The following is an 11,527-nucleotide window of genomic DNA, read 5'->3' as shown; positions in this document are numbered from 1 at the left end:
CGTCGCCTACTGGGTGCCAGAGGATCCGGCCCGCGCCGGCGATGCGCTGGAATTCTCCTATCGTCTGCACTGGGGCATGACCCCGCCGGGCGACCGTGGCGAAGAGCTTGGCCAGGTGTTGCGTACCCGCACCGGCGAGGGCGGCGTCTCTGGCGTGGAGAAGGAAACCGACGAGCGCAAGTTCGTGGTGGATTTCTCCGGTGGGTTGTTGCGGAACCTTTCGCCGGATGCCGAGGTTGTACCGGAAATCACAGTGCAACAGGGAAGCGTCACCCAGACCTCCCTGTCGCGGATCAGCGGGACCGACATCTGGCGGCTCGTGATCGACGTCGAGGGTGAGACCCGGTCAGCAGTCGAGCTGAGGGCCTCCCTTAAGGGCTACGGCCGAACTTTGACTGAGACATGGTTGTATCAATGGATCAAGCAATGATCGAGACACCCGACATGCGCGCCGCGCGCGACACCGACACCAAGACCGCCATCTCCGTGGAGACCGAGTGGGCACCGCCCGCGGCCCCGCTCGAGATGCCGCGGCAGATGCTTGAAACCGAGACGCGAGCTTCCGAGAGCTCGCTTCTGCGGCTGTTCCGGAAGCGCTCGCGCGCCTGAGGTCTGACACGATGAAGAGAGCTGCCCCTGCCCCCGACGGCCGGACCGTCCGCGTGCGAACGCTTGCCGTTGCCAGCGCGCTGCTGCTGGCGTCTTTCGCCTCGGCACTGATTGCCGAAGCCGGTGCCACCGACGGGTTTGACCTTCTGGACGGGCTGCGTACGCTGCTCATCTTCGTGACCACCGGCTGGCTGGCATGGGGCGCAATGCTCGCCCTGACCGGGCTGCCGCACGCGCGGCCTCGCAAGCGCGCCGAGATCGTCGGGGAGCAGCCGCCGACGGTCGTGCTTGTGCCGATCTGCAACGAGGATGCGGTGGCGACCTTCACCCGCATTCAGGCGATGCACGCCTCTGCCATCGACGCCGGGCTCAACCTCGATATCGCGGTGCTTTCCGACACCCAGAACCCCGACGCGGCTGCCGAGGAGGTCGCGGCCTTCGACCGTCTGCTCGCCGGGCAGATCGGCCCCGGACAGATATTCTATCGCCGCCGCACCGACAACAGCGGCCGCAAGGCTGGCAATATCGAGGATTTCATCCGTCGCTCCGGCGGTGCCTACGAGTTCGCCGTTATCCTTGATGCCGACAGCCTGATGGAGGGCGAAACCCTTCGCGCGATGATCGCCGAGATGCAGGCTGATTCGAAGCTGGGCCTGTTCCAGACCCTGCCGCGCATCGTCGGCGGGCATTCCCTGTTTGGACGCGCCATGCAGTTCGCGGCGGCCTTTCACGGCCCGATCTTCACCCGCGGGCTCGAGCGGATGCAGGGCAGCACGGGACCGTTCTGGGGCCACAACGCCATCGTTCGCGTCCGCGCCTTCGCCGAGAGTTGTGCCCTGCCCGAGCTGACCGGCAAACCGCCCTTCGGCGGGCACATCCTCAGCCACGATTACGTCGAGGCGGCGCTTCTGGCCCGTGCCGGCTGGAGCGTGCGGGTCGACCACTCGCTCGACGGCTCCTTCGAGGAAGGGCCGGAGAACGTGCTCTCCTACGCCAAGCGCGACCGTCGCTGGTGCCAGGGCAACCTGCAGCACATCCGCCTTCTGACCGCCCCGGGCCTCGCAGCCTGGAGCCGGTTCGTGTTCTTTCAGGGCATCCTGTCCTACGTGGTCTCGGTGCTCTGGGCGAGCTTCCTGCTGGTCTCGATCGCGGCCACCGTTCTGGCCCCCGCACCCGACTATTTCCCCGAGCCCAACCAGCTTTTCCCGGTGTTCCCGAGCGACCGCACCAAGGAGATCACCGCGCTGGCCATCGGCATCGTGGGCCTGTTGATCCTGCCCAAGCTCGCGATCCTGATCGACGCCGCGGTGACCGGGCGGGTGCGCGGCTTCGGCGGCACCGGCAAGGCGCTGGCCTCACTGGTGCTCGAGATCCTGCTCAGCTCGCTGATGGCGCCGGTGATGATGATGTACCAGCTGCGCGCGGTGATTCAGGTCTTCATGGGACGCGACGGCGGCTGGCCCGCCAATGCCCGCGGCGAGGGGCTTCTGCATCTCGGCGAAGCGTTCAAGGCGAGCGCTTGGATCGTGGCGACCGGCGTGGTCGGTCTGGCGGCGGTCTACCTGCTCTCCGCCGATCTGGTGCCGTGGCTGCTGCCGGTCTGCGTGCCGATGATCCTCGCACCATCGCTCATCGCATGGACCTCGCGCCCGCTGACCCACGCACTGTTCCGCGTGCCCGACGAGGCCGAGCCAGCTCCCGTAGTCGCCCGCTATCGCGCGCTGATGCGCCGCAATGCTCCCGCGCCGCACTCGCCCGACACGCCCCCGCCCGGAGTGACCGCAGATGTCGCGGTCTGAGCCAACCACGGCGCCCGCGCCGAGGCGCGAGCGCGACCCGCGCATCGATGCCTTCCGCGGACTCGCGCTGCTGATGATCTTCGTCGATCACGTGCCGGGCAATCCATACGAATATCTCACCATCCGCAACCTCGGCTTCTCGGATGCGGCCGAGGCGTTCTTCATCATGTCGGGGATCGCGGCGGGGCTGGCCTACTCCGGCGGCTTCGCCCGAAAGCCCTTTCTCACTGCCGCCGAACCGGTCTGGAAGCGCGCCTGGACGCTTTACCTCGCGCATATCCTGCTGACCTTCTGGGGCATCGCCATCTTTGCCGTTGGCGCAGAGGTCTTCGGCCTGCCCGAATTGCTCGAAAAGAACAACCTCAGCGCCATTTTCGAGCGCCCCGGGGAGACCCTCGCGGCGCTGCCCGCGCTGCTGCATCAGATCGGCTACGTCAACATCCTGCCCGCCTACAGCGTGCTGCTGCTGGCGACCCCCTTTGCCGTAATGCTGGGGATGCGGCATCCTTGGGTGCTGGCAGGGCTCTCGGTCGGGCTTTGGTTCGTCACCGGGCTCTGGCGGCTGAACCTGCCCAACCATCCGAATCCCGGCGGCTGGTTCTTCAACCCCTTCGCGTGGCAGATCCTCTTCGTCGCAGGCCTGCTCACCGGCATTCACGCCCGCAAAGGCACCCGCTTCGTGCCGGTCTCGCGCACGCTGTTCTGGCTGGCACTCGGCTGGCTGGCGCTGGTGTTGGCATGGCGCTATGCGCCGGGGGTCGGCACCTTCCTCAACCACCAGATGGCCAAGCTTGGCGCCGCCGGGGTGCCCTTCCATTTCGTTTCGCATGACAAGACCTTCGTGGCGGTGCCCCGGATGCTGCACGCGCTGGCGCTGTTCTATGTGCTCTCCTGCCTGCCGCAGGTGCGCGCGCTCAGCGGTCTGCCCGCAGCGGCGCCGCTGCGACTTCTGGGCAAGCACGGTCTACTCGTATTCTCGGTTGGCACGCTGACCTCGCTGGCGCTGCAGGTGCTGATGGCGGCGATGCTCGACCCCGAGCCGATGGCATGGCTCGTCCTGCCGGTGGGGCTTGCGATCATGCTTGGCGTTGCCTGGCTCGCCGAACGGCGCAAGCAGGGCGCGCGCAATGCCGCGACCGAGATCGTGCCGCAGATGCCGCCCACCGCACCGATGCGCGTCAGAAGCTGATACCGAGAATCCGGTAGCGCTCCCATCCCTGTCATCCGCCCCGAAAAGCTGTAAACCGGGGCGGCACGACCGAGGAGCACGCCCATGACCAGCGCCGTTTTCGACCACCCCTGGCTCTCGGGGCTGTTCAACGATCCCGAGATGGCCGCGTTGCTTTCGCCCGATCGGCAGATGGCGCAAATGCTCGCCTTCGAGGCGGCGTGGTCGCGCGCCTGCGGCGCTGCCGGCCTGTTCGATACCGAAATGGCCGCCGAGGCCGCGTCCGCAATCGAGAGCGCCAAGATAGACTTTGCCGACATTGCCGCCGGCATGGCGCAGGACGGGGTGCCGGTGCCGCGCCTGGTAAGACAGCTCAAGGCCGTCGCCCCGGCCGAGGCGGTGCACAAGGGCGCGACCTCGCAGGATGTGGTCGACACCGCGCTGGTCCTGTCGTTGCGCGCGGCATCCAATCTGATCGACACGCGGCTTGCAGGGCTCGACGAGGCACTCACGGAGCTGGAGGCGCGCTTCGGGGATGCTCCGCTGATGGGCCGCACCCGGATGCAGGCCGCCACCGAGATCACCGTGCGCGACCGTCTTCTGGCCTGGCGCCTGCCGCTTTCGGGGCATCGCGAGCGCCTTGCCGCGCTGCGCCCGCAAGTCGAGCAGGTGCAGATCGGAGGGGCCTCGGGCGACCGCAAGGCGCTTGGCGACAAGGCTGACGCCGTGGTCACTGCTGTGGCGCAGGAACTGGGTCTCGCGTCGACGGACAAGGCCTGGCACGCCATGCGCGAAGGCATCGCGGGCTATGCCTCGTTCCTGTCTCTGGTGACGGGCACGCTCGGCAAGATCGGTGGCGACGTCGCGCTGATGGCGCAGCAGGGCGTCGAGGACATCGCGCTCTCGGGTGGCGGCGGGTCCTCGGCGATGCCGCATAAACAGAACCCGGTGGCGGCTGAGCTTCTGGTCACGCTGGGGCGCTACAACGCCACACAGGTCAGCGCCATGCACCACGCCATGCTGCACGAACAGGAGCGCTCGGGCGTCGCGTGGACTTTGGAATGGATGGTGCTGCCGCAGATGCTGATGACAACCGCGCGCGCCCTGGCCGTGGCGCAGGATATCGCGGGCAAGGTGACCCGGCTCGGGGCGAGCTAAGACCGGCCAGGCAAGCATCGCCGCGCAGGGCTTTGCCCCAAACACTTGCACTGCCGAACGCAAAACCCCGCCACGAGCCTCCTCGCGGCGGGGTTTGTTTTCACGTGTGACACCGCTCAGAACGGCAGGCCTATATAGTTCTCGGCCAGATCGCGCCGCGCCGTCTCAGAATGCGCGAGGTGATCCAACGTCGCCTTGCGCATCTGCTCGGCAAAGGCATCCTCCCCGTCGAAGCGGTGCAGCATTGTGGTCATCTGCCAGCTGAACCGCATCGCTTTCCAGATTCGCGCCAGCGCCTTCGACGAGTAGTCGTCGATTCCGCCGGTGCCCTTGCCGGTCACCGCCTCGGTCAGCGCGCTGTGCAGGTAGAACACGTCGGAGGCGGCGAGGTTGAGGCCCTTGGCACCGGTCGGCGGCACGATATGCGCCGAGTCGCCCACCAGGAACAGGTTGCCCCAGCGCAGCGGCTCGGAGACGAAGCTGCGCAGCGGCGCGATGGATTTCTCGATCGACGGGCCGGTGATCAGGCGGTTCGCGGCCTCCGAGGGGATGCGGCGGCTGAACTCGTCCCAGAAGCGCTGATCCGACCAGTCCTCGACCTTGTCCGACAGCGGCACCTGCACGTAGTAGCGCACGAGGTTCTCGTTGCGCATCGAGGCCAGCGCAAAGCCGTGCTTCGAGTTCGAGTAGATCAGCTCGTCATGGACCGGCGGGGTCTCCGACAGGATGCCAAGCCAGCCGAACGGGTAGACCCGCTCGAACTCGCGGCGCTTCTCCTCGGGGATGGTTTTGCGCGAGACGCCGTGGAAGCCGTCGCAACCGGCGACATAGAGGCATTTCAGCACCTTGCGCTCGCCTTCGTGGGTGAACTCGACCCGCGACCTGGACTGGTCCAGATCGTGGATCGACACGTCCGAGACCCCGTGCAGCACGGTCGTGCCCATGGCATCCTGCGCGTTGTAGAGATCGGCGGTCACTTCGGTCTGGCCATAGACCATGACCTGCTTTCCGGTGAGCTCCTTGAAATCGATATGCACCATGAGCTCGTCATCGGTCAGGTAACAGCCGTCATGCGGGATGCCTTCCCTGTCCATGCGGGCATCGACACCGGCGGCGCGCAGCAGCTCGACCGTGCCCCATTCGAGGATCCCGGCGCGGATGCGCGACAGCACGTGATCGCGGGTCGAGCGCTCGAGGATGACGGTCTCGACACCGGACTTGTTGAGCAATTGCGACAGCAGCAGGCCTGAGGGGCCGCCGCCGATGATGGCGACTTGGGTCGTCAGGGTTGTCATGCGCGAGATCCTCCCGTTTCCGTTGCCCGACATTAGCCCGCACGGGTCTCCACGCGAATGGACGGGAGCCTCATTAAATGGTACTATTCGCGCATGTCTCGGCCCGCACACATCCCCATTTTCAACCTCTTCGGAGAAACCACGGCGTTTCCGGATGTGGTGCATTGCGAGGCGGTGCTCGACCGTGCCGGGCTGCATGGCTGGATGATCTCACCGCATCGGCACACCCAGATGGCGCAGGTCTTCCAGATCTCGTCAGGGGTCGCACAGGTCACGTTGGACGGGGTTGAGAGGCGGCTGAAACCGGGGCAGTATCTCTATATTCCGCCGCAAATCGTGCATGGCTTTGCGTTCAGCCGTGGCACCGAGGGGACCGTTCTGTCCATCCCTTCGCCGGTCGTGGCGCGCCTCGGACCAAAGACCCCGGCGCTGAGCGCCTGGCTCGGGGCCAGCCAGCACGGCGCGCTGTCGGAGGATGCTGGCGCGCTGCTCACCTCGGTCGTTCAAGCCTACGCCGGAAATGGTAATTTTCGCGCCCAGAGACTGGTATCTCTCACCCACGCGTTGCTAGCGGCTCTCGCCGATGAAAGCACCGCGGAAACCCCTTCGCCCAAGGATCCGAACCGGCAAATGCAGCAGCTCGACGCGCTGATCACCGGGCATCTGGCCGAGGGCTGGAGCGCGCGGGATTATGCCTCGGCGCTGCATGTCACCACCGGGCATCTGAACCGGGTGGTGCGCGGTGCGGCGGGAATGAGCCTGACCGCCTATCTCGAGACCGCGGTGATGACCGAGGCCTGCCGCCTCATCGCCTTCACCCGGCTGCCGGTGGCCGAGGTCGGCTACCGGCTGGGCTATGCCGACCCGCCCTATTTCTCGCGCCGCTTCCGGCTGCGGATGGGCGAGACGCCCAGCGCCTACCGGGCGCGGGTCTCGGGGGAACGGGCGGCGGAGTAGGTTCGCCGCACCTATTCGCTTGGAGTGCGAAGCCGCGCCATCGCCCGCCCGTGAGATGGCAAGCCGTTGCAATGAACCTCTCGATTTATCCTCGCAAAATCCGAAGAACGTCGACACTCAGCGCCGAGCGCAACCAAATCGCCAGCCCTGGGGGCGGGCGCCGACGCGCGGACTCAAGCCCGCAGGGCGCCGCGCGAGCGCCGGACCGTCCCCGCGGACTGGCGCTTTGGTGACATCCGCGTTTGCGGGTCGAGGTCGTTCGGTTGGGGCAGGGATAAAACAAGGGGCTCGAAGCACGGAGCGCCAAACCACGGTCCGGCGCTCGCGCGGCTTCAATCCGACCCTACTCAGGCCACCAGCGGGACGCCGAGGATCTCGCGCGCGGTCTGCCAATCGGCCACCGGGCGCTCGTACTTGTCGCAGAGCTCGGCGGCGCGGGTGACAAGCGCGGCGTTTGAGGGCGCCAGCGTGTTGCGGTCGATGCGGACGTTGTCCTCGAGGCCGGTACGGGCGTGGCCACCCTGCGAGATCGCCCACTCGTTCAACACGATCTGGTTCGGGCCGATGCCGGCGGCGCACCACGCGGCCTCCTCGCCGAAGAGGCGCTTCACGGTCTGGATGTAGTAGTCGAACACCATGCGATCGACCGGCATGGCGTTCTTCACGCCCATGACGAACTGCACGTAGGGGCGCGCCTCGATCTGGCCCTTCTGCCACATCTCGTGGGCCTTGAGGATGTGGCTCAGGTCGAAGGCCTCGATCTCGGGCTTCACGCCATGCTCCACCATCTCCGAGGCCAGCCAATCGACAAGATCCGGCGGGTTCTCGTAGACGCGGGTCGGGAAGTTGTTGGAGCCCACCGACAGCGAGGCCATGTCGGGCTTCAGCGGCAGCATGCCTCCGCGTGCCTGCCCGGCACCCGAGCGTCCGCCGGTGGAAAGCTGCACGATCATGCCCGGGCAGTGCTGCTTGAGACCCTCGAGCAGCTTGCCGAAGCGCTCGGGATCCGAGGTCGGCTTGCCCTCGTCGTCACGCACGTGGCAATGCGCGATGGTTGCGCCAGCCTCGAAGGCCTCCTGCGTGCTCTCGATCTGTTCCGATACGGTGATCGGCACCGCCGGGTTGTTGTCCTTGGTCGGCAGCGATCCGGTGATCGCAACGCAGATGATGCAGGGTTTCCCCATGGTCGTCCCTTTCAGCAAACAGGCGCCGCCCGTGGAAGGCGGCGCCGAAAGTCAATTATCTCAGACGTCGAAGAAGACGGTCTCGCCCTCGCCCTGAAGGCGGATGTCGAAGCGGTAGACCACCTTGCCGTCGCGCTCGCTGCGCTTGGCGATTAAGGTCGGACGGCGGTTGTGCCACTCGATGAGGTTCAGCACAGGGTCCTTGGCGTTGGCCTCTGCCTCGTCATCGAAATAGAGCCGCGTGTTGAGGCCGATATTGATGCCCCGCGCCACGATCCAGAGGTTGATATGCGGGGCCATGTCCTCGTGCCCCTCGTCGCCACGGCCAAGCCAGTCGTCGCCAGCATGGGCCGGCGGGTGCAACGGACCGGTGCCCAGCGACTTGCGCGCCTTCACCGGGCCGGGCTTCACGGTGTCGAAGCCCCACTCGCCGGTTTCGAAATCGGTGATCACGCGGCCCCAGCCACGGAAGCCCTCTTCGACCTCGCCTTCGCTTTCGGGATGGGCATAGACGCCGTCCGCGTTGGCCTGCCAGGTCTCGATCAGCACGTCCTTCACCGGGTTGCCGGTGCCGTCGATGACAATGCCCTCGACGCGGATCCGCTCGCCCTTGGCGTTCGGGCCGGCAATGTCCCAGCCAAGCTCCTGACGGTAGATATCGAAGCCCGCGGCACCGGGCGCGAGGCCGATATGGACGTAGGGGCCGGCGGTCTGCGACGGGGTCTCTTTCAGGTAGTCGAGTTTCTGCACCATTGGATCAGTTCCCCTCCAGGCGGTTCTCGAACAGGGTCGAACGGCGGCCGCGCAGCACGATGTCGAACTTGTAGGCGATCGAGTCGAGCGGCACGGTGGCGTTCAGATCGAGCGCCGCAACGAGGCTGTCGATGCCATCCTGCGTCGGGATCGTCTTGACGATCGGACACTTGGCGATCAGCGGGTCGCCCTCGAAGTAGCACTGGGTGATCAGGCGCTGCGAGAAGCTCGTGCCGAAGACCGACAGGTGGATATGCGCCGGGCGCCAGTTGTTGACCCAGTTGCGCCACGGGTAGGCACCGGGCTTCACCGTGCGGAAGAAGTAGTAGCCGTTCTCGTCTGTGATCGTGCGGCCGCAGCCGCCGAAATTCGGGTCGACCGGCGCGAGATAGGTGTCCTTCTTGTGACGGTAGCGCCCGCCCGCATTGGCCTGCCACGCCTCGACGAGGGTGTTCGGCACCGGGCGGCCGTTCTCGTCCAGCACCCGACCGTGCATGATGATCCGCTCGCCGATGGCGCTCTCGCCGTCCTTGGCGTAGTTGTGGATCAGGTCGTTGTCGATCGGGTCGATGTCATTGTGGCCGAAGACCGGGCCGGTGATTTCCGAGACCGACTGCTGCAGCGAGATCAGCGCGGCGCGCGGGCTGCGCATGACGCTGGTCTTGTAATCCGGCGTCAGCGCCGGCGGATGGCGCTCGCGGTCGCGCTGGTAGAATTCTGCTTGGCTCATGAATCCTCTCCCTGATCGAGCTCTGCCCAGGTCTGCTTGGCAAGTTTGATGGCGTGGTTGGCCTTGGGCACGCCGCAATAGACGGCGACGTGCTGGAAGGCCTCCATGATGTCGCTGCGCGACGCCCCGGTGCGGGTGGCGGCGCGGATGTGCATCGGGATTTCCTCGAAATTGCCCATCGCGGCGAGCAGCGCCAGCGTCAGCATCGAGCGCTCGCGCCGGGCGATGCCGTCGGACGCCCAGACCGTGCCCCAGGCGCTCTCGGTGATGAGGGTCTGGAACGGCAGGTCGTACTCGGTCTTGGCGGCTTCGGCACGGTCGACATGGGCATCGCCCAGAACGCTGCGCCGCACCGACATGCCGGTGTCGTAACGATCAGACATGTCCGATCTCCTTCAGGAAGCGGGTGAGAATTTCTGCATAGGCTTCGGGCTTCTCCGCGCAGGGCAGATGGCCGGTGCCGTCGATCACCTCGAAGCGGGCCCCGTCGATCAGATCGACCGTGCCCTTGACCAGTTCGGGCGGGCTGGCGCCGTCATCCGCCCCCGCAATTCCCAGAACCGGCAGCGTCAGCTTGGCGGTGCTGGTGGCAAGATCGGTGCCGGCAATGGCGGCGCAGCAGCCGAGATAGCCCTCCTGCGGGGTGCGGCACATCATGTTGCGCCACGCCGGCAGGGCATCGGTCTGCAGAAAGGCCGGGGCGAACCAGCGCTGCATGACCGCGTCACCGATGGAAGCCAGCCCGTCCTCGCGGATCGCCTGCATCCGGGTCTGCCACATGGCCGCCTCGCCCATCTTGGCGGCGGTGTTCGACAGCACCAGCGCGCGCAGCAGATCCGGGCGCTTGGCCGCGAGCCCCTGCCCGATCATGCCGCCGATCGACAGGCCGGCGAAGACCGGCGCCTCGAGCGCCAGCGCGTCGATCAGCGCCTCGACATCGGCGACCAGCGTGTCCATCTCGTAGGGCGCCTCGGGGCAGCCGCTGAGGCCGTGGCCGCGCAGGTCGAAGCGGATCAGCCGCAGCCCCTTGGGCAGCAGCGGCAACAGGTCGTCCCAGAGCCGCAGATCGGTGCCGAGCGAATTGGCGAACACCACCGGCCGGCCCTCGGGGTCGCCATCCTCGCGCCAATGCAGATCGATCCCGTTCACATGCAGGCTGCGCATCGCGGCGGCTCTCCTTGGTGATTGCACGCGGCGGGCATGCCCGGCGGCGTGTCTCTGGCTCCCATATGCAGGCCGCGTTCTGAAGAAAGGCTGGCCTGCCCCTCGTCCCGAGTCTTCACATGCGCCGAATTGAAAGTAAAATGAGATCGAGGCCACTTAACTTAACCGAAAAAGCAAGTAACGCCATGATCGACCGTCGCATCAAGTTCCGGCACATCCAGAGCTTCGTCGAGATCGTGCGCCAGCGCAGCCTCAAGCGTGCCGCCGAGACGCTGTTCGTCACCCAGCCGGCGATCTCAAAGACCCTGAAGGAGCTCGAGGACATCGTCGGTACACCCCTGCTGACCCGCAGCCGTGCCGGAATCGCCCTGACCCGTCAGGGCGAGGTCTTCCTGCATTTCGCCGAACGCAGCCTCGTGACGCTGCAACAGGGGTTCGACGAGATCGAGCAGCTCGGGCGCGGCGGCGGCACCGCCTTCACAGTGGGCGCGCTGCCCAGCGTCGCGGCGCGGCTGATGCCACAGGTCACGCATGAATTCTTCGAGCGCGCCCCGGAGGTGACGCTGCGCATCATCGATGGCCCGCATGGCTACCTGATCGACCTGCTTCGCCGCGGCCAGATCGACGTGGTGATCGGACGGCTCGGGCCGCCGAGACGATGCAGGGATCTCCTTCACACAGCTCTACACGAGCATTCTCGATTTCGTCGT

General features: G+C 66.5%; 13 protein-coding genes. 7 read left to right on the top strand and 6 right to left on the bottom strand.

Annotation, left to right across the window (positions count from 1 at the left end; all coding sequences use genetic code 11):
* The 5 genes from R2601_RS05430 to R2601_RS05410 form a co-directional block, all read left to right on the top strand.
* Positions 1-430 (top strand): glucan biosynthesis protein (locus tag R2601_RS05430; RefSeq protein ID WP_007794757.1); only part of this gene is annotated, 430 nt, incomplete at its 5' end.
* Complete coding sequence (locus R2601_RS05425) at positions 427-609, top strand: hypothetical protein (protein WP_007794754.1); 183 nt, start codon at positions 427-429, stop codon at positions 607-609. The genes R2601_RS05430 and R2601_RS05425, both read left to right, overlap by 4 nt.
* Before the next feature lie 11 nt (positions 610-620).
* Positions 621-2,408, top strand: a complete 1,788-nt coding sequence (gene mdoH / locus R2601_RS05420) for a glucans biosynthesis glucosyltransferase MdoH (RefSeq protein WP_050768407.1) — start codon at positions 621-623, stop codon at positions 2,406-2,408.
* Positions 2,395-3,597: an OpgC family protein gene (locus tag R2601_RS05415; RefSeq protein ID WP_007794749.1), complete on the top strand. Its 1,203-nt coding sequence runs from the start codon at positions 2,395-2,397 to the stop codon at positions 3,595-3,597. Before mdoH ends, R2601_RS05415 begins: the two co-directional genes overlap by 14 nt.
* An 84-nt stretch (positions 3,598-3,681) precedes the next feature.
* Positions 3,682-4,734, top strand: coding sequence for a 3-carboxy-cis,cis-muconate cycloisomerase (locus R2601_RS05410; RefSeq protein WP_007794746.1), 1,053 nt, complete (start codon positions 3,682-3,684; stop codon positions 4,732-4,734).
* A gap of 116 nt (positions 4,735-4,850) precedes the next feature.
* Here R2601_RS05410 and pobA read toward each other — a convergent pair whose 3' ends face one another.
* A complete protein-coding gene (pobA, locus tag R2601_RS05405; RefSeq protein WP_007794744.1) occupies positions 4,851-6,029 on the bottom strand; it encodes a 4-hydroxybenzoate 3-monooxygenase in 1,179 nt (392 codons plus the stop codon).
* Positions 6,030-6,122: 93 nt separating this feature from the next.
* Between pobA and R2601_RS05400 the strand changes: the two genes are divergently transcribed.
* Complete coding sequence (locus R2601_RS05400) at positions 6,123-6,986, top strand: helix-turn-helix domain-containing protein (RefSeq protein ID WP_007794741.1); 864 nt, start codon at positions 6,123-6,125, stop codon at positions 6,984-6,986.
* Positions 6,987-7,333: 347 nt separating this feature from the next.
* Here the strand turns inward: R2601_RS05400 and R2601_RS05395 are convergent, their stop codons facing one another.
* The 5 genes from R2601_RS05395 to pcaD are packed head-to-tail and all read right to left on the bottom strand — an operon-like array spanning position 7,334 to position 10,817.
* Positions 7,334-8,170 carry a 3-oxoadipate:acetyl-CoA acetyltransferase gene (locus tag R2601_RS05395; protein WP_007794736.1) on the bottom strand — a complete coding sequence of 279 codons (837 nt, stop codon included), beginning with the start codon at positions 8,168-8,170 and terminating at the stop codon, positions 7,334-7,336.
* A 60-nt stretch (positions 8,171-8,230) separates the two neighbouring features.
* Positions 8,231-8,923, bottom strand: coding sequence for a protocatechuate 3,4-dioxygenase subunit alpha (locus tag R2601_RS05390; protein ID WP_007794734.1), 693 nt, complete (start codon positions 8,921-8,923; stop codon positions 8,231-8,233).
* A gap of 4 nt (positions 8,924-8,927) precedes the next feature.
* Positions 8,928-9,653, bottom strand: coding sequence for a protocatechuate 3,4-dioxygenase subunit beta (gene pcaH, locus R2601_RS05385; RefSeq protein WP_007794732.1), 726 nt, complete (start codon positions 9,651-9,653; stop codon positions 8,928-8,930).
* The gene (gene pcaC, locus R2601_RS05380; protein ID WP_007794729.1) at positions 9,650-10,036 is read right to left on the bottom strand and encodes a 4-carboxymuconolactone decarboxylase; all 387 of its coding nucleotides are present in this window, start codon (positions 10,034-10,036) and stop codon (positions 9,650-9,652) included. The genes pcaH and pcaC overlap by 4 nt, the downstream gene beginning before the upstream one ends.
* Positions 10,029-10,817 (bottom strand): 3-oxoadipate enol-lactonase, encoded by a 789-nt coding sequence (pcaD, locus tag R2601_RS05375; protein ID WP_007794727.1) that lies wholly within the window; start codon positions 10,815-10,817, stop codon positions 10,029-10,031. The genes pcaC and pcaD overlap by 8 nt, the downstream gene beginning before the upstream one ends.
* Positions 10,818-11,002: 185 nt before the next feature.
* Here pcaD and R2601_RS05370 point away from each other — a divergent pair.
* Positions 11,003-11,527: LysR family transcriptional regulator (locus R2601_RS05370; protein ID WP_007794724.1), on the top strand; the 525-nt coding region annotated here is incomplete at its 3' end.

Source organism: Salipiger bermudensis HTCC2601 (genome assembly GCF_000153725.1).
GTDB classification, from domain to species: domain Bacteria; phylum Pseudomonadota; class Alphaproteobacteria; order Rhodobacterales; family Rhodobacteraceae; genus Salipiger; species Salipiger bermudensis.
Note: the sequence above shows the minus strand (reverse complement) of the source record. Positions and strands in the feature narration are given on the sequence as shown.

Coding starts and splice junctions, on each gene's coding strand:
- mdoH (WP_050768407.1), top strand. CDS start 621: ATGAAGAGAGCTGCCCCTGCCCCCGACGGCCGGACCGTCCGCGTGCGA.
- R2601_RS05395 (WP_007794736.1), bottom strand. CDS start 8,170: ATGGGGAAACCCTGCATCATCTGCGTTGCGATCACCGGATCGCTGCCG.
- pobA (WP_007794744.1), bottom strand. CDS start 6,029: ATGACAACCCTGACGACCCAAGTCGCCATCATCGGCGGCGGCCCCTCA.
- pcaC (WP_007794729.1), bottom strand. CDS start 10,036: ATGTCTGATCGTTACGACACCGGCATGTCGGTGCGGCGCAGCGTTCTG.
- R2601_RS05415 (WP_007794749.1), top strand. CDS start 2,395: ATGTCGCGGTCTGAGCCAACCACGGCGCCCGCGCCGAGGCGCGAGCGC.
- R2601_RS05400 (WP_007794741.1), top strand. CDS start 6,123: ATGTCTCGGCCCGCACACATCCCCATTTTCAACCTCTTCGGAGAAACC.
- R2601_RS05425 (WP_007794754.1), top strand. CDS start 427: ATGATCGAGACACCCGACATGCGCGCCGCGCGCGACACCGACACCAAG.
- R2601_RS05390 (WP_007794734.1), bottom strand. CDS start 8,923: ATGGTGCAGAAACTCGACTACCTGAAAGAGACCCCGTCGCAGACCGCC.
- R2601_RS05410 (WP_007794746.1), top strand. CDS start 3,682: ATGACCAGCGCCGTTTTCGACCACCCCTGGCTCTCGGGGCTGTTCAAC.
- pcaH (WP_007794732.1), bottom strand. CDS start 9,653: ATGAGCCAAGCAGAATTCTACCAGCGCGACCGCGAGCGCCATCCGCCG.
- pcaD (WP_007794727.1), bottom strand. CDS start 10,817: ATGCGCAGCCTGCATGTGAACGGGATCGATCTGCATTGGCGCGAGGAT.